Raw genomic sequence first — 19,577 nt, 5'->3', positions numbered from 1 at the left:
CAGACTAATTGCCCGGCAGTCAACTGCCGGTGGTGAACTTCCAGCTGGTCGTCGAGACGGGGTTGCCGGCCAGATCGCGCACGGCTGCGGTTCCGCCGGCGACCGTGGCGGTGAAGGTGGTCTTCGCCGCGAGCGTGGCGTTCGGGTTCAGGATCCATTTGTTGGTCGTGCCGCTGCGCGATACCACGCCGGCGATTGCGGCGCCGGTTGCCGTGTTCTTCAACGTGAAAGTGGATGCCGCCACCCCCGCCATCACCTCACTGAACGTCGCCGAGACACTCGCGGTGCGACTGGCGACCGTCGCCCCGCTGGTCGGGGTGCGGGTGGTGATCGTGGGCGCCGGCCCGGTCGTGAAGCTCCAGCCGGTGGACCGGAGCGGGTTTCCCACGGTGTCACGGATTGCGCTCACTCCCCCGGTGAGGCTGAGGCTGTATTTCGTGTCGGCACTGAGCGTTGCTGTGGGGTTGAGCGTCGCGACCCGGGTGGTCGCGTTGTAGCTGACCGCTGCCGCGAGAACCGTACCGGTCGGGTTCTTCAACCGCATCGTGGTCGTAGAGATACCCTGCACGGCCGTGCTGAACGTGGCCGTGACATTGGCCGTCTGCGCGACCCGGGTGGCCAGGGTCAGTGGTGATTTCGCTGTGACGATTGGCGGGACCGCCGACGACACAACCGGCGTCAGGAACCCGCTGTTGGCGGTATTCCAGTGGGTGGCGAGATAGTTCGAGGCGGGCGGTGTGCCCGGATAGTAGTAGTCCTCGTCATTGCAGTCGATGGCCGAATCGAGCCCGGCACAGGTGAAGGTGAGCGTTCCGCCGAGAGCAAAATACAGCCCGCCATCGTCGTAACACATGAGGTCGGCCTCGTCGTAGCAGTGGCCGCCTCTGGACGAGTGGGGCGCCGAATCCTGAACGGCCCCAATGTTGTGGCCAACCTCGTGCGCGATGACGGGCATGTCCAGATAGGCCGACATGGAATAGCGCGGCCGCGAATCATTGTTGGCGTTCGCAGCGGCACTCGGCTGGTCATCGATCGACAATTCCCCCTGACCGCCGAAGGGATAGACGTCCTGAATCTGATCGATATACGCGATGTAGAGGCGGTCGTTCTCGATGTAATCAACCGGTCCCAGCGCGAACTCGATCTGATTCTGCATGCTGATTACGTAGTCGTCGAAGGTGTAGGTGCCGTCCGCGCCAACCGGCAGCAGCGTCACGTTGCGTACCGTCACGTCCACACCGTTCGTGCACAGAAAACGGTAATTCTGGCTGGTAGCGGCATCCGCTGCCTCGAGGTTGTTGTTGACCTGGCGCATCATGTCGCGCAGCGGCGCCAGCATCGTGCTGTACCGGTTGGTGCGATCGCGTGGAACGCCGTAGATCACCTCGATGCGCTTGCCACTCACGCCGCCGGCGCTGCACAGCGCGGTCAGTTCTGAGGCCGGAGCGGCGAATAGGCGCTGCTCCACGGCAGCAGATGTCTGCTTCAGCCTGGCAGCACCGCCGAACGCGTCGACCGGATCGGGTCCGTGACTGCACAGGGTGGTGCGGGCGACCGTGAGCTTGAGTCGGGCGCAGATCCTGGCCAGGTCGGGTGCGGTCGGCACGATGGTCGCGGCGGAGGGTGGCACCGCAGAGGCTGAAGCGTCGCTCGTCGGCAGCAGCGCAAACGAAGTGGCGATAATCGCACCCAGGGCGAACACGGCGAGAGTGCGACGGATGATGCGGGACGGCTTCGGAGCACGAACAAATTTCATTCCCGTGTCCTTCCATTGCCGGCCACGACGTGTCGGCCAGAGTAATGCGGTTCACTCGGCCCGACAAGGCCGATAAAGCCAGAGCGCAACAACAACGAACCATGACCGCGCGGCGTCCAGCGTCGATATTGTGTGTGCATGCTGATCGAACATCGCGGAAGCCAGCCGACCGTGCACGAGTCCGCCTATCTCGCGCCCACCTGACGGATCGGGTCGTCGACCCCTACACCGACTGAACGGATGCCGACCGCCCCCGTAGGGTGGGAGCCATGATGATCCACCGCTACTGGCGCACCGCGCTGATGGCGCCAGTGCTCGGGTTTCTCCTGGGGGCAGCCGTGTTCGGCGTGATGGCCACGGGCGGGCCCTCGTGGACCCGGTGCGGTGCGACTGTCGTAAACGTCGCACGGGCGGTTGTGGGCTTCGGTGCGGTCGGTCAGTCTCGCCGCGCTGCTTGCCGGCATCGTGGCGGCGATTTTGGTGTACCGAGCCGAGCGGCGCAGCGAGCGCACCCGGCCAGGACGGGTGGAGCATCCGCTGCCTAGTACCTGGTCAGAGTTCTAGCCGTAGGGTTGGCACATGATCATTCGGCGCTATTGGCGCATCGCCGTGTTCGCACCAATCGTGGGGTTCCTCATCGCGGCCGGCGTGGCGATCGTCATGACCAATGCCGGCAGCGGCGAAACTGAATTTCGATTCTGGTTTCTCGTGCTGTCCATGGCGAATTACGGTGTGATCGGCCTCGTCATAGCACTGTGCGCAATGCTCGGCGGGCTCGCCGCGGTGGCGATTCTTGATCGACAACTCACGAAATCGCGTCGTGTGCGCACCTTTTTCGCTGCATTCGGCGCGGTCGTCGGTGTGATGCTGCTGTCCGTCGGGGTTGCCGTCGCACTGACCGTGCTGGGTGATGCCGCGTATGCCGGCATCACCATCGCCTTCGGGCTGGTCTTTGGTCTGGCAGCCAGCGTCGTAGCGGCCGTCATGATGCTTTACGCGGATTGGCGAAGCCGCTAGGCCACAGCGAACCGCTTTTGTGAGCGGGCCTTGGCCTTGTCGGCTTCTTGTTCTCGATTTTTCGGCGGTGCGGTACTCACGAGGTCCTCGAGCAGGTGCCTCGAGATGTGGGCGATCTCGTGCACGGCACGCTCGAACGCCTCCGCATTGGCCTTCGACGGATGCGTCGACCCGCTGATCTTGCGCACGTATTGCAGCGCGGCGGCGTGCACTTCGTCGTCGGTTGCTGCGGGCTCGAAGTTATGCAACACATGAATGTTTCGGCACATGCTTTCAGGGTAATCACGCTTCGCGCACCCTTCAAGACCTTGGCGTAGGATGCCGCTGCTCGCCTTCGACAGGAGACGCCCGTGCCCGCACCCGACCTAGTCAGCATCACCGCTCGGCTGCGCGCTGCGGGCTGTGTCTTCGCCGAGGAGGAGGAGGCCCTGTTGTTGTCGGTCGAGCAATCACCTGCCGCACTGAACGCCATGATCGGCCGCCGCGTCGCTGGGCTGCCGCTCGAGCAGATTCTCGGCTGGGCCGAGTTCTGCGGCCGGCGCATTCTGGTCGATCCGGGTGTGTTCGTGCCGCGCCGGCGCACCGAACTTCTGGTTCGGCAGGCCTTGGCGTTCTGTGCGCCCGGGTCGGTCATGGTCGATCTCTGCTGCGGATCAGGCGCGGTGGCTGCCGTGCTGGCGGTGGCCCGACCGGGCGCCTCGCTGTTCGCGGTCGATATCGATCCGCTGGCGGTAGCTTGTGCCCGTCGCAACCTGGCTGACCCCGGGCAGGTGTTCGAGGGTGACCTGTTCGCGCCGCTCCCCGTATCGCTCACGGGCCGGGTAGACGTGATCGCGGCCAACGCTCCCTACGTACCAACGAACGAGATCGCACTCATGCCGGTCGAGGCCCGCCTCTACGAGCCGCGCGCGACGGCTGATGGCGGCGACGACGGCCTTGACATTCAGCGGCGCATCGCCGCTGCGGCGTCGCCGTGGCTCTCACCAAACGGATGTCTGCTCGTCGAAACAGGGCAGCGGCAGGCCACGCAGACGGCGGCGATCTTCGCCCTGAACGGGCTGTTCCCCCGCATCGTGCAGAGCGAGGAGCTGGATTCGACCGTGGTCATCGGTCTGCTTGAGCCTCAAACAGATAACCTCAATGATCGGCTAAGTCTGTAATCGAGGGAGATACGCATGACAACCAGCGACACCCACACCGCGCGCCCCGTTCGTGCCGCCCGCGGCACCGCACTAACCGCGAAGAGCTGGCAAACCGAGGGCCCGCTGCGCATGCTCATGAACAACCTCGATGCCGAGGTTGCCGAGCGCCCCGACGACCTCGTCGTCTACGGCGGCACCGGCAAGGCCGCCCGCAACTGGGAATGCTACGACGCGATTGTGCGCACCCTCGAAACCCTGGAAAAAGACGAAACCCTGCTCGTGCAGTCGGGCAAACCGGTCGGCGTTTTTCGCACCCACGAGTGGGCGCCGCGCGTGCTCATCGCCAATTCCAACCTCGTCGGCGACTGGGCCACGTGGCCCGAGTTTCGCCGCCTCGAGCATCTCGGACTGACCATGTACGGGCAGATGACCGCCGGATCGTGGATCTATATCGGCACCCAGGGCATTCTGCAGGGCACCTATGAAACCTTCGGAGCCGTCGCCACGAAAAGATTCAACGGAACCCTGGCCGGCACCCTCACCCTGACCGGCGGGGCCGGCGGCATGGGCGGCGCGCAGCCCCTCGCCGTCACCATGAACGACGGGGTCGTGCTCATCGTCGACGTCGACCCGGCCCGGCTGCAACGCAGGGTCGATCATGGTTACCTCGACGAAATGACGGACGACATCGACGACGCCATAGCACGGGTTCTCGCGGCCAAGGCCGAACGTCGTGCCCTGTCGGTTGGCCTGGTCGGCAATGCCGCGACGGTGTTCGCCGACCTGCTGGCGCGCAAGGTGCCCATCGATATCGTCACCGATCAGACCAGCGCCCACGACCCGCTCTCCTATCTGCCGGAGGGCGTCACGGTTGAGCAATGGCACACCTACGCGGCCGAGAAGCCGGAAGAGTTCACCGTGCGCGCCCGCGCCGCGATGGCCAAACAGGTGCAGGCCATGGTGGAATTTCAGGACGCCGGGGCCGAAGTCTTCGACTACGGCAACTCCATTCGCGCCGAGGCAAAACTTGGCGGCTACGAGCGGGCCTTCGAGTTTCCCGGGTTTGTGCCCGCCTACATTCGCCCCCTCTTCGCCGAGGGCAAGGGCCCATTCCGCTGGGTCGCGCTCTCCGGCGACCCAGCCGACATCCTGGCCACCGACAAAGCCATTCTCGAGCTCTTTCCCAACGATGCGGGGCTGCACCGCTGGATCACCAAGGCCGAACAGAAGGTGCAGTTCGAAGGACTGCCGGCCCGCATCTGCTGGCTCGGCTACCAGGAACGTCACCTCGCCGGGCTGAAGTTCAACGAAATGGTCGCCTCCGGTGAATTGTCCGCACCGATCGTGATCGGCCGCGACCACCTCGACTCCGGCTCGGTCGCCTCGCCGTACCGTGAAACCGAGAATATGAAGGACGGTTCCGATGCGATCGCCGACTGGCCGCTGCTGAACGCTCTGCTGAACACCGCTTCTGGAGCGACGTGGGTCTCGATTCACCACGGTGGGGGCGTGGGAATCGGTCGCAGCATCCACGCCGGGCAGGTCATCGTCGCCGACGGCACCGCGCTGGCCGCCGAGAAGATCGAGCGTGTGCTGACCAACGACCCCGGCACCGGGGTCATGCGTCACGTCGACGCCGGCTACGAACGGGCCGACGAGGTGGCCCGCGAGCGTGGCCTGCGCGTGCCAATGTGGGAGGACTGAGATGTGGGAAAACTGAGACGTGGAAAAACTGAGATGCGGGACAGCTGAGGTGTCAACCGCGTTCTGGTGCGAATCCCTGCTGATCGACGGGATCGCCGTCGCGGGGGTGCGGCTCGAGGTCGACCCGGCCGGCCGCATCACGCACGTTCAGCCGCAAGCGGCGGAGGCCGCGGACATCCGTTTGGGAACGGTTGTGCCGGGGTTCGGCAATGCCCACTCGCACGCTTTTCACCGGGCCTTGCGCGGCCAGACCCACGCGGAGGGCGGTGATTTCTGGCTGTGGCGCGAGCGGATGTACCGGGTCGCCGCCCAGCTCGACCCCGGCACGTATCAGGCGCTGGCGACGGCGGTGTTCGCTGAGATGCTCGTGAGCGGGTATACCGCCGTGGGCGAATTCCACTACCTGCATCATCGTCAGGACGGCGCACCCTACGAACCAGCACACGCCATGGAGCTGGCGCTTGCGGCGGCGGCGCGCGCCGTCGGCATTCGTTTGGTGCTGCTCGACACGATCTATTTGCAGGGTGGCATCGGGCGGGAGCTGGCTGCGGAGCAGCGCGCGTTCGGCGACGGGAGCGCCGCTGCGTGGCTGGCCAGGTGGGAGTCGTTGCGGGCGCGGCTCGACGGCGACGATCTGGTGACCCTCGGCGCGGCACTGCACTCGGTGCGCGCGCTCACCCCCGACGCTATGCGGGAGGTGCAGGGCGGGCTGCCACCGGAGGTTCCCCTGCATGTTCACCTCTCCGAGCAACCACAGGAGAACACCGATTGCCTCGCGGCCTACGGCCTCACCCCGACCGGACTGCTCGATTCGCTCGGGGCGCTCACGCCGCGACTGAGCGTCGTGCACGCGACGCATCTCAGCGACGCCGATCGGGCCCAGCTTGGTAGCGCTGCGGTGACCGTCGTGATGTGTCCGACCACCGAGGCCGACCTGGGTGACGGAATCGGCCCGGCGCTCGCCCTCGCGGCGGCGGGGTCGCCGATTGCGCTGGGCTCCGATCAGAACGCGGTCATCGACCCGTTCCTGGAGATGCGCGGACTCGAAATGGGGGAACGACTCGCTTCACAAAAACGCGGACGCTTCGCCCCGTCCGCACTCCTGGCCGCCGCGTCGACAGCCGGCTATGCCTCCCTCGGGCTCGGCCGCCACCGACTGCAACCGGGCGACCCATGCGACCTGGTTGAGATCAGCACAACCGGCGTGCGCACCGTCGGCTCGCTGGCCGGGCAGCTGCCGCTGACCGCCACGGCCTCCGATGTACTCCGCGTTTTCGTGGGCGGGCGGCTGGTCGCCGAGTGTGGTGAGCTGGTAGGCGGTGAGCTGGTCGGTGGTGAGCTGGTCGGTGGTGAGCGGCCGGCAGCGCTGATGATCGAGGCGCTCGCTAGGCTCGGCAGATGACTACGACCGGAATGACCGGTACCGAGCTGGTGACCGGCATCGGTGAGCTGACCACCCACGATGAATCGGGCGAACGGCGCCGCGACGCCGCCCTCGTGATCGGCGCGGGGCGCATCCTCTGGATCGGCCCCGCTGCGAAGGCTCCCGCAGCCGATCGTCGAACGGATGTCGGCGGGCGCGCGGTTCTGCCCGGCTGGGTCGACACGCACACCCATCTCGTGTTCGGCGGAGATCGTTCGGCGGAGTTCGAAGCCCGAATGACTGGCCAGGCTTATGCCGCGGGCGGCATCAACACGACCGTCGACGCCACGCGGGCCGCGACCGAGGAACAGCTCGTGGCTACGGCCCGGCGTCTGCGCCACGAGGCCGAAGTGCAGGGCACCACCTTTCTCGAGACGAAGACCGGGTACGGGCTCGATGTCGACAGCGAAACACGTTCGGCGCGCGCTGGGGCCCGGGTGGCCGACGTGGTGACCTTTCTCGGCGCCCACATCGTGCCGGCCGGGATGGACCGTCGCGACTACCTCGACCTCGTGACCGGGCCGATGCTCACCGCCGTGCGGCCCTACGTGCAGTACATCGACGCGTTCTGCGAACGGGGCGCCTTCGACGTGGAGGAAACCCGCGAAGTGCTGCTGGCCGGCCGCGCCGCGGGCCTGGGAGTGCGCGTGCACGGCAATCAGCTCGGCTTCAGCGGCGGCGTGCAACTCGCGGCCGAGCTCGGCGCGGCGAGTGTCGACCACTGCAACTACCTGGAGCCGGCCGACATCGACGCGCTGGCCGCCGGAACGACGGTGGCGACACTGCTGCCGGCCTGCGACCTGTCGACCCGGCAGCCGTTTGCGCCGGCTCGGCAGTTGCTCGACGCCGGAGTCACCATCGCCCTGGCGACCAACTGCAATCCCGGAACCTCGTACACCACGTCAATGCCGTTCTGCGTGGCGACCGCCGTATTGCAAATGGGCCTGACCGTCGGCGAAGCCGTCTGGGCGGCGACGCGCGGTGCGGCCCGGTCGCTCGGCCGCGATCAGGGTGCGGATGCCGTCGGCTCCCTGCAGGTCGGTGGCCGCGCCGATCTGCAGGTATTGAACGCCCCGTCGATTTCGCACCTGGCCTACCGCCCCGGGGTTCCGCTGACCGGTGCCGTCTGGCGAGAGGGTGGGCGCGTTGAGCGTTGACATTCTGCGGGCCGCCGATCGGGTCGACGTGCCGTGGCGTAACGGCGCGGGGGTGACCAGCGAGATTCTGGTGTCGCCGGCGGCCGGCGATTTCGACTGGCGGCTCAGCATCGCGACCATTGATTCCACAGCGCCGTTCTCGACCTTTGCCGGTGTGGACCGGTGCCTGCTGGCGCTGTCGCAACACGGGCTCGATCTAATCGATCAGGGCCCACTCGTGCGCCTCGGCCAATTCGAATCCCACAGCTTTGCCGGCGAGAACGAGGTCGCCTCGGCGAACGTCACCCGGCCGACGCTCGCCCTGAACCTGATGACTCGTCGCGGTCGGTGCAGCGGCACAATCGAATGCCACCGAGTAACCGACAGCTGGTCGATCACCTCCGAAGCCGGAGAGATTGTCGTCGTGGTCATCGCCCAAGGCCTGTTCTCGCTCGGCGCCCAGTCTCTGGCGGTGCTCGATGCGGTTCGGCCCGATGCCCTTGACGCCCTGACCCTGACCGGTGTCGGCCAACTCGCGGTCGCCCGCATCTGCGCAGCGGTCTAAGCGGCGCACAAACTACGCTGGGGGGATGACCTCTGGCCCGATCACCCCTCCCGACGCTGCCCCTCGCGCAGCGAAGAAACCGCAGCATCGTGAGTTCCACAATGACGTCTACATCGATGACTATGAGTGGTTGCGCGACAAGGACAACCCAGAGGTCATCGCCCACCTCGAGGCAGAGAACAGCTATACCCAGGCCCGCACCGCCAACCAGGAGAACTTGCGGCAGCAGATCTTCACCGAGATCAAAAATCGCACCCAGGAAACCGACCTGAGTGTTCCGGTGCGTCGCGGTGCGTTCTGGTACTACACCCGCACCGTCGCGGGCCAGGAATACGGCATCCACTGTCGGGCACCCATCGCCGGTCCCGACGACTGGGCCGCCCCCCTGCTCGGCAGCAATCAGAGCGTGCCCGGCGAGCAGATTCTGCTCGACGACAACGCTGAAGCCGAGGGCCACGAATTCTTTTCACTCGGCAGCTTCGACCTGAGCGAAGACGGCACCCGCCTGCTCTACGCCGTCGATGTCGAGGGCGACGAACGTTACACGATCCGCGTGCGCACCATCGCGACCGGCGAGAACCTGCCAGACACCATCCCGAACACGAGCGCCGGCGCCCTGTTCGACCCGAGCGGACGCTACCTCTTCTACACCACCGTCGATGACGCCTGGCGTCCAGACACCGTGTGGCGGCACGAGATCGGTTCGGCCAGAGAGACCGACACCAGCATTTTCCACGAGCCCGATGAGCGGTTCTGGGTTGGCGTCGGCATTACGCGCAGCCGCAGATTCCTCATGATCGAAGCGGGCTCGAGCGTGACCACCGAATCCTGGGTGCTCGACGCGAGTGACCCCACCGGTGACTTCACCGTGGTCTGGCCACGCCAGGACAACGTGGAATACGACGTCGAGCACGCCGTCATCGACGGTGAAGACCGCCTGCTGATCGTGCACAACGCCGGCACCGCGGTCAATTTCGAGCTGGTCAGCGTCAGTGCAGAAAACCCGCAGGGTGAGAAGCGGATGCTGATGCCGCACGATCCGCAGATCCGCCTCGAGAGCGTCGACGCTTTCGCCGACTTTCTCGTCGTGGAGTACCGGCGTGACGGCCTGACCCGCCTGGCAATCGACCGACACGACGCGAGCGGCCTGACCGAGCTCGACTTCGACGAGCCGTTGTTCGCCGTCGGATCGGCCGGCAATCCGGAGTGGACGCAACCAACCCTGCGCTTCGGCTTCACGAGCTTCGTCACCCCGTCGACCGTCTACGACCTCGTCGTGCAAACCGGCGAGCGCCGCCTGCTCAAGCAGCAGCCCGTGCTCGGCGGCTACGACCCCACGCTCTACGAACAGCGTCGCGAATGGGCCACCGCCGAAGACGGTACCCGCGTGCCGATCTCGCTGGTCTACCGCCGCGACCTCGTCACACCCGGCACTTGGGCACCGACCCTGCTCTACGGCTACGGATCGTACGAGCACAGCATCGACCCCGGATTTGGGATTGCCAGGCTCAGCCTGCTCGACCGCGGCATGATCTTCGCCATCGCGCACGTGCGCGGTGGCGGCGAACTCGGCCGCACCTGGTACGAGAACGGCAAGACGACGACCAAACGCAACACCTTCACCGACTTCGTAAGTTGCGCCCGCCACCTCATCGACGCGGGCTTCACGACCCCAGACCGGCTGGTCGCCGAGGGCGGCAGCGCCGGCGGCCTGCTCATGGGCGCCGTCGCTAACCTCGCGCCCGAGCTGTTCTCCGGTATCCTCGCCGAGGTTCCGTTCGTTGACGCGCTCACCTCGATCCTCGACCCCTCACTGCCGCTGACCGTGATCGAGTGGGACGAATGGGGCGACCCCCTGCACGACGCCGACGTGTACGCCTATATGAAGTCGTACTCCCCCGTCGAGAACGTACGTGCCGTCGACTATCCGTCGATTCTGGCTGTGACCAGCTTGAATGATACCCGCGTGCTCTATGTCGAGCCGGCCAAATGGGTGGCCAAGCTGCGCGAAGTGAAAGCGGATGCCCTGCTCAAGACCGAGATGTCGGCCGGCCACGGCGGCGTCTCCGGTCGATACAGCGCCTGGCACGAACGCGCCTTCAACTACGCCTGGGTGCTCGATGCTGCCGGCCTGAACCCTGCCGGTCACCCCGCCGCAGACAGCTAACGATCGTGTCGGATTCCCCGGGCACAGCCGCCTGGAAGCGGCTGGTGCTGGCGCCGGAAACACCGCCCGGGGCATCCGCTGGCCCGCGGATCGGCAATTTCGGGCAACCGCGCGCCCTGCCCACCGGGCCGAAGGTGCCGATGGGGCTGCAATTCGAGCTGCGCGAGCAGACTCCGCGCACGAACGACCGGTGGCGGGGGCCGACCGCTAAGCCGGTGAAGGCGCTCGTGGCCGGGCACGGCGAGTACCGGCTCGGCGTGCGGCCGGTCATCCAGAACGCAAACGGCAACTGGGTGCGCAGCAACGTCACCTGGAGCCACCTCACCTTTCAGCTGAACCGGTTCAACCTCGACCCCGAACACCATCGCTGGATCTCACAGTTCGCTGCTCTCTACAAGGCCGTGCGCGAGGTTTACACGAGCCAGGAAACCGACTGGATCTACCTCGACAACTTCACCAGCCCGCTGCTCTGGCCGCTGCTGCGGGAAGCCGAGCAGCTCGGTATCGGCTTCGTCGGCAACAAGAAGGACGTCACCGTGCGGGTCGGTTCGCTCGCCGAGGTGAGCCTCGATGCCTCCCAAACGCAGGCGGGCCCGCTGCTGCTGCAGGCCCGCCTGCACATCGACGGTGCCCCGCATCCGCTCGAAGCCGCCGGAATCATCGCGGGCCACGGCGTGTACAGCGTGCGCTTCGGCACCCCGACCGTGTTCACCCTCGCACCGACGACCGGTCCGCTGAGCAACGAGCAACGCCATCTGATGGGCCAACTCGACTCAGCGATGGTTCCCGCCGCCGACACGGCCGAGTTTCTCGGCACGGTCTATCCGGCCCTGCAGCGTCGCGTCTCGGTCACCAGCGCGGATGCATCGGTGCGGTTTCCCGAGGTACTGCCCGACGACTTCGAGCGCACCGAAATTCCCCACCTCGTGATCACGACCGTGGAGACCGACCAGCGTGACTGGTTCGACCTCGGCGTGATCGTGACCGTCGGCGCGATCACGGTGCCGTTCGGCCCGCTGTTCAAGGCCCTTGCGAAGGGCCAGACCCGGCTGAAGCTGGTCGACAACAGCTATCTGTCGCTGCAGAGCCCCGAGTTCGAGCAGCTTCACGACCTCATCAACGAGGCGCGAGCGCTGCAGGAATGGGAGACCGGCCTGCGCATTAGCCGCTACCAGGCCAGTCTGTGGAGCGATTTCGAGGACCTCGCCGACGAAACCGTGCCGGCCGTATCGTGGCGGGCGGCCGCCGCCGGGTTGAAGGATCTCGCCGGAATCGAGCCGATCCCGCTACCCGCCGGGGTGCACGCAACCCTCCGCCCGTACCAGCAGGAAGGGTTCGCCTGGCTCGCCTTTCTCTGGCAGCACCAGCTCGGCGGGGTGCTCGCTGACGACATGGGGCTCGGCAAGACAGTGCAGACCCTGGCGCTGCTGGTGCACGCGCAAACCTCGCATCCGGGGCCGTTCCTGGTCGTGGCGCCGACATCCGTTGTGGCTAACTGGTTGAACGAGGCGACCCGATTCGCGCCCGGACTGCGGGTGCGCACGATCACGGCGACCGAGGCAAAAAGCCGCACCCTCATAGCGGATGCCGCCACCGACGTTGACGTGCTCGTCACGTCCTACGCGTTGTTCCGTCTCGACTTCGACGCCTACCAGGCGGTGACCTGGGCTGGCCTCATTCTCGACGAGGCGCAGTTCGTGAAGAACCGCACGAGCCGGGCCTATGCCTGTGCCAAAGAGCTCGACACACCGTTCAAACTGGCCATCACGGGCACTCCGCTCGAGAACAACCTGATGGACCTGTGGTCGCTGTTCAGCATCGTCGCACCGGGTCTGTTCGCGTCGGCGCAGAGGTTCACCGAGGACTACGTGCGACCGGTGACGCTGGGAACGAGCCCGGAGCGGCTGGCGAAGCTGCGCCGGCGCATCCGCCCGCTGATTTTGCGCCGCACCAAGGAGGTCGTCGCGGGCGACCTGCCGCCCAAGCAGGAGCAAGAGCTGCAGATCGCGCTGAACCCGGCACACCAAAAGCTCTACGACACGTTCCTGCAGCGTGAACGGCAGAAACTGTACGGGCTGATCGAGGAGCTCGACAAGAACCGGTTCATCGTCTTTCGCTCGCTCACGCTGCTGCGGTTGCTGAGCCTCGACGCGTCCCTGGTCGACCCGAAGTATGCCGGCGTGCGCTCGAGCAAGCTCGACGCCCTGTTCGAGCAGCTCGACGATGTGGTGGCCGAAGGGCACAAGGCGCTTATTTTCAGCCAGTTCACCTCGTTTCTGAAGCTTGCCGCCGCCCGGCTCGATGCTCAGGGCATTCCATATTGCTACCTCGACGGGTCGACGTTGCGGCGCAGCGAGGTAATCGACCGGTTCAGGAGCGGGGCGGCCCCGGTCTTTCTGATCAGTCTCAAGGCCGGCGGTTTTGGCCTCAACCTGACCGAAGCCGACTACGTCTTTCTGTTGGATCCGTGGTGGAACCCGCAGACCGAGGCGCAGGCCATCGACCGGACCCACCGCATCGGGCAGACCCGCAACGTGATGGTCTACCGGCTCGTCGCCACGGGCACCATCGAGGAAAAGGTGGTGGCGCTGCAGAAACAGAAGTCGCAACTGTTCTCCGCGGTGCTCGACGATGACGCCATGTTCAGCACCGCGCTCACCGCCGACGACATTCGCGGCCTGCTCGAGCCGTGATCAGACCGCGCTCGAGGCCGCCCACAGGTTGATGCCGTTGTCGACGGCGTGCTCGTCGATCGCGGTCAGCTCCTCGGCGGTGAACTCGAGGTTCTGGAGCGCTCCCACATTTGTTTCGAGCTGAGGCACCGACGATGCCCCGATCAGGGCGCTGGTCACCTCGGAATTACGCAGAATCCAGGCCAGTGCCAGCTGGGCGAGGGACTGACCGCGTTCGGAGGCGATCTCGGTCAACGCCCGAATGTGGGTGAGCGCCTCCGCGCTCACCATGGATTTGTTCGCCGACCCGTCGCGCGCGACCCGGGAATCTGCCGGGATACCACCGAGGTAACGGTCGGTCAGCAGCCCCTGGGCCAGTGGTGAGAACGCGATGCAGCCTGCGCCGATGTCCTCGAGGGTGTCGAGCAGATCGTCTTCGACCCAGCGGTTGAACATCGAGTATGAGGGCTGGTGAATCAGCAGCGGGGTGCCGAGGTCGGCCAGAATCGCCGCAGCTTCACGGGTGCGTTCGGGCGAGTATGAGGAGATGCCGGCGTAGAGGGCCCGACCGCTCGTGACGGCCGTGTGCAGGGCCCCCATGGTTTCTTCGAGCGGAGTGTCGGGGTCGGCGCGGTGCGAGTAGAAGATGTCGACGTAGTCCACTCCCATACGAGCGAGCGACTGGTCGAGGCTCGACAGCAGGTACTTGCGGGAGCCGAAGTTACCGTACGGGCCCGGCCACATGTCGTAGCCGGCCTTGGTCGAGAGCAGGAGTTCGTCGCGGTGTGCCCGAAAATCTTCGCGGTAGAGCTGGCCAAAGTTCGTCTCGGCCGAACCGTACGGCGGACCGTAATTGTTGGCTAGGTCGAAGTGCGTGATGCCGAGGTCGAAGGCCCGGCGCAGAATGGCTCGCTGCGTTGAAAGCGGCTTGTCATCGCCGAAGTTCTGCCAGAGACCAAGCGAGATGGCGGGAAGTTTGAGGCCGCTGCGCCCGGCGCGACGGTACGGCATCGACTCGTAGCGGGATTCGTTTGGGAGATAAGTCATCTGTTCATGATCCCATTTTTCTGCTCATTGTCGACGTGGTCGCGCAGGTAGCCGGCGAATCCGGCTGGGGTACGCCCCACCCGTCGGCCCGAGGTCAGCACTGGAATCAGCGCGGTGCGCGCCTCGGCGACACCGAGGTGGCGCAGCGCGGCTACCAGGAGAACGTCTTCATCGCGGTCTACCGGCGCGAACTCGCCGGCAGCAAGGTAACGGTCGGCCCGCACCCCCAGATTCGCGCCGTGAACGTGCGGATGCCCCTCACCGATCGTGTGCAGGGCCTCCCAGCGCAGCAGTTCGTGGGCGGCGAGGTCGTCGTCGGGCTGCACGGTTCCCAGCACGAGCTCGGCGCCGTTGCGGGCCAGCGCCAGCTGGGTCACGAGCCAGTTCGGCGGCACGGCCGAGTCCGCATCGGTCGTCGCGATCCAGGTGCGTGCAGCGGATGCCGCGTCAACCAGTCGCGCTGGCAGCAACGGTCCCAGCGCGTGTCGGACGCCGTCGCGCCGGGCCTCACCCACCGCACCAGCATCGATCTCGTGGCGACGGAAGTCGCACCAGTGTGCGGCCACCCGCGCTGACAGGTCGGTGCAGCGATCGAGCACCAGGAGTACGGTCACTCGCGGGCGGTCCGGTTCGGGCACGGCGCTCAACGCCGCAATCGCCGCGGTGAGGGCGCTCAGACAGCGGGGCAGCAGCACCTCCTCATCGCGCACGGGAACGACGATGGCCACGTTTTCGATCGGCACGGTGCGAGCTGGCACGGAATGAATGGGCGCGACGCCGGTCACGGAATCAGCCCTTCGCGCTGCGCCACGGACTGGGCCGGCCGCGGCTCATAGACCTCGAGCACGAAGTCCCGTTCCAGGTGGTGCACTGTTCGCTGCAGCCCCACCACGTGGGTGAGCTGGGCGTGCACGGCATCACCGGTAATGGGATAGTCGGCGACCGGATGCCGCCAGTGACAGGCCACGAGTGCTCCGCCCGGGGCGAGACTGGCTCGACACCGTTCGAGCATGCGGCGCAGATCGGCCACCGAGCAGTAATACCCCACTTCAGACAGCACGATCAGGTCGAAGGATCCGTTCGGCCATTCCCCCGGCACGGTGCGCCGTTCGAAGGTGATCCCCGGTCGACCGGCCAAGCGCTCGCGGGCCAGAATGAGCGGCTGCTCGACCAGGTCGATACACAGCAGGGTGTCACAGCGGTCGGCCAGTTCTGCCGTCAATACCCCGGTCGAGCAACCCAGTTCGAGTGCGGCCGAAAACCGCGGCCGGGGCAGGGCTGCGATCAATGCGGAGCGTTTGCGTTTCTCGTACCAGCGGGATTCAAACCCCCACGGGTCGGGCCCCGAGGCGTAGACCGCATCGAAGTACCCGGCGGTCAGGGTATGGTTCGGGTCGGCCTGCCCGCGAGTGTCGCTCGTCCCGGGGCGCCTATCGCGCGGTGCGGGGGAAACGGGCCTCACCGCCACGCGCAGTGTCATGTCGAGCAGCGTCTCGTAGTCCCGGGCGAAGTGCGCCCGAAAATTGGCCGGCACGATCGCTTCATCGCCGGGGGAATCCGACAGCGGGCCCACCTGGCTATGGTGCAAGGCGAGAGCTCGAGCTTTGGCCTTGCGTTCGGCCGGAATCAGGTCGAACAACCGCACGGATTCGCCGGACCAGACCACGTCCTCCGGGGTCGACCAGTGCCAGGCCCAGATCGGATACTCGAACAGCCGCGCACGGCGTTCTCGCGCCGCCCGCTCAGCGGCCGCACTGGCCGCGGCATGATCTGGGTGTCGATCGGCTCGCCACGGTGCCACAACCCAGGTCGAATCGCCCGTGTCGCCGATCGCTTCCGCTATCGCTCCCGCAGCCAGGTCTAGGTGCTCCGCCAGCTTGCCGTCGGGAAGTTCCAGCAGGTGAATCTCCGCGTTGGGGGCGAGGTGAGCGAGGGCATCCGTCACTTCGAGGCGGCGAATCTGCGCGAGCCTGGCCGGGTCGTGGGTGGTGGACTGCGGGTGCGATGCTTCGCCGTTGCTCAGCACGATGACGACGATCGGCAGGCCGAGCCCGGCCACGTGGGCGATCAGACCGCCGACGCCGAGGCTCTCGTCGTCGGGGTGCGCCGACACCACGACCAGACGCTTCAGCGCGTCCAGGCGGAGCGAGCTGAAGCGATCCGGCCAGCGGGCGGCCTCCCAGACCTTCTCGGGCGTTCCGTTGTCGGAATGACTGAATGTCACCATGGTGCATTCCCCCTCGTCACGAGCATCTGGCCGAGCGCAGCATCGTCGCGCTCGGCATGGTGTTGGCGCACATACAGTTGCAGGTCGGCTACCCGCTGGGCGTGTCGGGCGTCGAGGGCGAGTGGGGCCGGCCCGAGCGCATGCCCAACATGGAATATGACCTCGTCAACGGTTCGGGCGACGACTCCACGCACGCGGGCGGCGAGCAGGGAACCAGCGGTACCGTCGGCCTCGCCGGCGTCTATGGCAGCCGCTGCAGCGGCGAGCGCGTACCGCGACCCGCTCACGGCGAGGTCGACCGCGCCGAGGTGGGCGAGGCCGATCTGGTCGGGAACACGGCCCTGGGCGGCGGCATACAGGGTGCGGGCCACGCCCACAGCGCCACCCCACCAGACAGCGGCCACGCCGACGCCGCCCCAGGCGAATCCTGGCCGACGCAGATACCATCCCTCGTCACCGACCGCATCGGCGGTGACGGCGAAAAAGTCGACCGGGCCGCTCGAAACCTGGGAGAGCCCGCGGGCCACCCAGACGTCGTCGTGCACGGTCACCCCGGGTTGGCGCAGGTCAACTATGAAGAGACGACGGCCCCGGTCACCCGCCAGACCCACCACGTGCGCCGTCACGAGCGCGTGGCTGAGCAGTCCGGCGAGCGAACACCACGGTTTGGTGCCGTCGAGCCGCCACCGGTCACCGGTTCGGGTGGCCGTGAGCGCTGCTCCGGGGCCTTCGGACGCGAACACACCCCAGCTCTGCTCCGGCCGGGCCGGACGGCCAGCCTGGTGCAGTATAGCGAGGGCGTCCAGGTGCGCCTCGGCCACCCTGGCCGCGGTGAGGTCGGCCGCCGCAAGCGTCGACAGGGTATCGAAGAGTTGCGCCGTGCGTCCCTCCCCGGCAAAGGGAACGGAGGCGAGTCCACTCACGAGCACCAGCGCCCGTCGCGCGTCACCGTTGACCGCGGCGGCAGCATCGGCGAGGTCGCTGCGAAGCCCGGTTGGTTGCACGTTCGATTCGACCCTCATGACGCCCCGTCGTGTACAGCGTGCGTCAGGACTTGGACGTGGCCGCTGAGCGCTTGCGCGGTGTGCGGTTCTCCGCGCTGACCATCCAGGAATACTGCTCGAGCTTTTCGATGAAGGCGTGCAGGATGTCGGCGGTCGTTGGATCTTCCTCGTCGACCTCATCGTGCACGGCGCGCATATTGTCGACGGTCGCGTCGAGCCGTTCGGTGATGAGGGTCACCGTCTCGGCGGTGTCCACCTCGCCGTCGGGAAACTTCGGCAGGTGGGTGGTCTTGGTGACCGTCTCACTGCGGCCGTCTGGCATGGCATCGAGGGCGCGCATCCGCTCGGCTACTTCGTCGGAGAATTCGCGGGCATCGAGAATGATCTCGTCGAGTTGCAGGTGCAGGTCACGAAAGTTCTTGCCGACGACGCTCCAGTGCGCCTGTTTGCCCTGCACGTGCAGCTCGATCAGGTCGACCAGAACGGACTGCAGGTTGTTACTGAGTGTTTCGGAGGCGTGCATGGGATCCCTTCATTGAGGAGAATTTGCCTCGAGACCATATCACCGCAGACCGATCTGGGCCACAATGCCATCACCCCGCCCGGGGGCCGCAGACCCGACGTGCGGCCCCCGGCAGCCGGGCCGCCCCGGGGTCTACCGCTGTCGCTCAGGCCTCCTTCGGCGGGTGCGGCTTGCTGTATTTCTTGTGCGCGGTCTGCGGAGCGGTACCCAGGATGCGCGCGATGACGGCCCAGGAAGAGCCGCCGTCCCGCATCGCGTTGACCGCCGCGGTGACTCGCAGGTTGACCTCCATCCGGTCACGCACGGCCCGTTCCAGCTCCCGTTCCAGGGCTCGATAGGGCCGGGCGATGTGCGGTGCGGGTTCGTCGGCCGGCGTGGGAACGAGCGCCGCCCGGGTTTCATCGCTCTGGGCGTGACTGTCAGGGGCAATACTGGTCATCGGCAACCTTTCCACTGATGAAATGTAGGCCTCGCATGCCGCCGCGTCAACGGCTGGACGCAAACACGGTGACGCCAGCAATATCGGGTGTCGGAGGCATCCGTTCGAACGTGCGTACGCTATGGCAGACTCATTCTCATGACACTCGAAAGACCTGCCGGTACGGTGATTTCCGTCAGCCGCGACGACGTGCATCGCTTCAGCAAGCCGGTGGTGAGCAGCATCCGCTTGCTGGCCGGAATCGGCGTGGAGGGCGACTGCCACGCCGGCGCGACGGTGCAGCATCTCTACGAGAAGAAGCGCAATCCTTTGGCACCGAACCTGTGCCAGGTGCATTTCTTGGCCGCCGAGCTGTTCGATGCCCTCGTGCCCTCCGGCTACCTCGTGGCACCGGGAGAACTGGGCGAGAACCTGACGACGCGCGGAATCGACCTGATGACGTTGCCGCTGGGGACCCGGCTGCACGTCGGCGCTGAGGCTGTGGTCGCGATAACCGGCATGCGCAGCCCATGCTCACTCATCAACGGTTACCGAAAAGGCCTGATGAAGCAGCTCATCAAAACGGATGCCACCGGTACCGTGCAGCGCCGCGGCGGCATCATGGGCGTCGTGGTGACCGGCGGAGTCGTGAATCCGGGCGACCGCATCCGGGTGGAGTTGCCCGTCGGCGAGCAGCTCCCGCTCGGGGTCGTCTAGCCGCGCCACCGCCCTCTGGGCCCACCCTATGACCGTGGGCCCAGTCTATAAACTGGGCC

At 66.4% G+C, this 19,577-nt stretch carries 17 protein-coding genes; 9 read left to right on the top strand and 8 right to left on the bottom strand.

Features of this window, described 5'->3' with window-relative positions:
* Window positions 1-19: 19 nt before the first annotated feature.
* Window positions 20-1,756, bottom strand: coding sequence for an Ig-like domain-containing protein (locus QMK31_RS14235; protein WP_283501612.1), 1,737 nt, complete (start codon window positions 1,754-1,756; stop codon window positions 20-22).
* Between the two features lie 579 nt (window positions 1,757-2,335).
* Here QMK31_RS14235 and QMK31_RS14230 point away from each other — a divergent pair.
* A complete protein-coding gene (locus tag QMK31_RS14230) occupies window positions 2,336-2,773 on the top strand; it encodes a hypothetical protein (protein ID WP_283501611.1) in 438 nt (145 codons plus the stop codon).
* On the opposite strand, the gene QMK31_RS14225 is transcribed toward QMK31_RS14230, so the two are convergent.
* Window positions 2,770-3,042, bottom strand: a complete 273-nt coding sequence (locus tag QMK31_RS14225) for a DUF2277 domain-containing protein (protein WP_283501610.1) — start codon at window positions 3,040-3,042, stop codon at window positions 2,770-2,772. The two genes, QMK31_RS14230 and QMK31_RS14225, sit on opposite strands and share 4 nt — an antisense overlap.
* Before the next feature lie 81 nt (window positions 3,043-3,123).
* Between QMK31_RS14225 and QMK31_RS14220 the strand changes: the two genes are divergently transcribed.
* From QMK31_RS14220 to QMK31_RS14190, 7 genes are read left to right on the top strand one after another with little or no spacing between them, the layout of a single operon-like run.
* A complete protein-coding gene (locus QMK31_RS14220) occupies window positions 3,124-3,933 on the top strand; it encodes a putative protein N(5)-glutamine methyltransferase (RefSeq protein WP_283501609.1) in 810 nt (269 codons plus the stop codon).
* Between the two features lie 15 nt (window positions 3,934-3,948).
* On the top strand, window positions 3,949-5,619 hold the full coding sequence (hutU, locus tag QMK31_RS14215) for a urocanate hydratase (RefSeq protein ID WP_283501608.1): 1,671 nt from the start codon (window positions 3,949-3,951) through the stop codon (window positions 5,617-5,619).
* A 49-nt stretch (window positions 5,620-5,668) separates the two neighbouring features.
* Window positions 5,669-7,021, top strand: a complete 1,353-nt coding sequence (locus tag QMK31_RS14210; RefSeq protein ID WP_283501607.1) for a formimidoylglutamate deiminase — start codon at window positions 5,669-5,671, stop codon at window positions 7,019-7,021.
* Complete coding sequence (gene hutI, locus QMK31_RS14205; RefSeq protein WP_283501606.1) at window positions 7,018-8,199, top strand: imidazolonepropionase; 1,182 nt, start codon at window positions 7,018-7,020, stop codon at window positions 8,197-8,199. The genes QMK31_RS14210 and hutI overlap by 4 nt, the downstream gene beginning before the upstream one ends.
* The gene (locus QMK31_RS14200; protein WP_283501605.1) at window positions 8,189-8,743 is read left to right on the top strand and encodes a HutD/Ves family protein; all 555 of its coding nucleotides are present in this window, start codon (window positions 8,189-8,191) and stop codon (window positions 8,741-8,743) included. Before hutI ends, QMK31_RS14200 begins: the two co-directional genes overlap by 11 nt.
* A gap of 25 nt (window positions 8,744-8,768) precedes the next feature.
* Window positions 8,769-10,910: a S9 family peptidase gene (locus tag QMK31_RS14195; RefSeq protein WP_283501604.1), complete on the top strand. Its 2,142-nt coding sequence runs from the start codon at window positions 8,769-8,771 to the stop codon at window positions 10,908-10,910.
* A 5-nt stretch (window positions 10,911-10,915) separates the two neighbouring features.
* A complete protein-coding gene (locus tag QMK31_RS14190) occupies window positions 10,916-13,603 on the top strand; it encodes a DEAD/DEAH box helicase (RefSeq protein ID WP_283501603.1) in 2,688 nt (895 codons plus the stop codon).
* Here QMK31_RS14190 and mgrA read toward each other — a convergent pair whose 3' ends face one another.
* The 6 genes from mgrA to QMK31_RS14160 form a co-directional block, all read right to left on the bottom strand.
* Window positions 13,604-14,629: an L-glyceraldehyde 3-phosphate reductase gene (gene mgrA, locus QMK31_RS14185; RefSeq protein ID WP_283501602.1), complete on the bottom strand. Its 1,026-nt coding sequence runs from the start codon at window positions 14,627-14,629 to the stop codon at window positions 13,604-13,606. It abuts the gene before it with no gap.
* Window positions 14,626-15,414 carry a glycosyltransferase gene (locus QMK31_RS14180; RefSeq protein WP_283501601.1) on the bottom strand — a complete coding sequence of 263 codons (789 nt, stop codon included), beginning with the start codon at window positions 15,412-15,414 and terminating at the stop codon, window positions 14,626-14,628. The genes mgrA and QMK31_RS14180 overlap by 4 nt, the downstream gene beginning before the upstream one ends.
* Window positions 15,411-16,856 (bottom strand): bifunctional PIG-L family deacetylase/class I SAM-dependent methyltransferase, encoded by a 1,446-nt coding sequence (locus tag QMK31_RS14175; protein WP_283501600.1) that lies wholly within the window; start codon window positions 16,854-16,856, stop codon window positions 15,411-15,413. The genes QMK31_RS14180 and QMK31_RS14175 overlap by 4 nt, the downstream gene beginning before the upstream one ends.
* Window positions 16,850-17,878 (bottom strand): acyl-CoA dehydrogenase family protein, encoded by a 1,029-nt coding sequence (locus tag QMK31_RS14170; RefSeq protein ID WP_283501599.1) that lies wholly within the window; start codon window positions 17,876-17,878, stop codon window positions 16,850-16,852. Before QMK31_RS14170 ends, QMK31_RS14175 begins: the two co-directional genes overlap by 7 nt.
* A 25-nt stretch (window positions 17,879-17,903) precedes the next feature.
* Window positions 17,904-18,383 (bottom strand): Dps family protein, encoded by a 480-nt coding sequence (locus tag QMK31_RS14165; RefSeq protein WP_283501598.1) that lies wholly within the window; start codon window positions 18,381-18,383, stop codon window positions 17,904-17,906.
* Between the two features lie 145 nt (window positions 18,384-18,528).
* Window positions 18,529-18,822: a hypothetical protein gene (locus QMK31_RS14160; RefSeq protein ID WP_283501597.1), complete on the bottom strand. Its 294-nt coding sequence runs from the start codon at window positions 18,820-18,822 to the stop codon at window positions 18,529-18,531.
* 138 nt (window positions 18,823-18,960) lie between these two features.
* Here QMK31_RS14160 and QMK31_RS14155 point away from each other — a divergent pair, with 138 nt between their 5' ends.
* The gene (locus QMK31_RS14155; RefSeq protein WP_283501596.1) at window positions 18,961-19,518 is read left to right on the top strand and encodes an MOSC domain-containing protein; all 558 of its coding nucleotides are present in this window, start codon (window positions 18,961-18,963) and stop codon (window positions 19,516-19,518) included.
* The last annotated feature ends 59 nt before the right edge of the window (window positions 19,519-19,577 follow it).

Origin of the sequence: Cryobacterium sp. PH31-O1, assembly GCF_030063455.1 — a bacterium.
Taxonomy (GTDB): Bacteria; Actinomycetota; Actinomycetes; order Actinomycetales; family Microbacteriaceae; genus Cryobacterium.
This window is presented reverse-complemented; position numbering and strand designations above follow the sequence as displayed.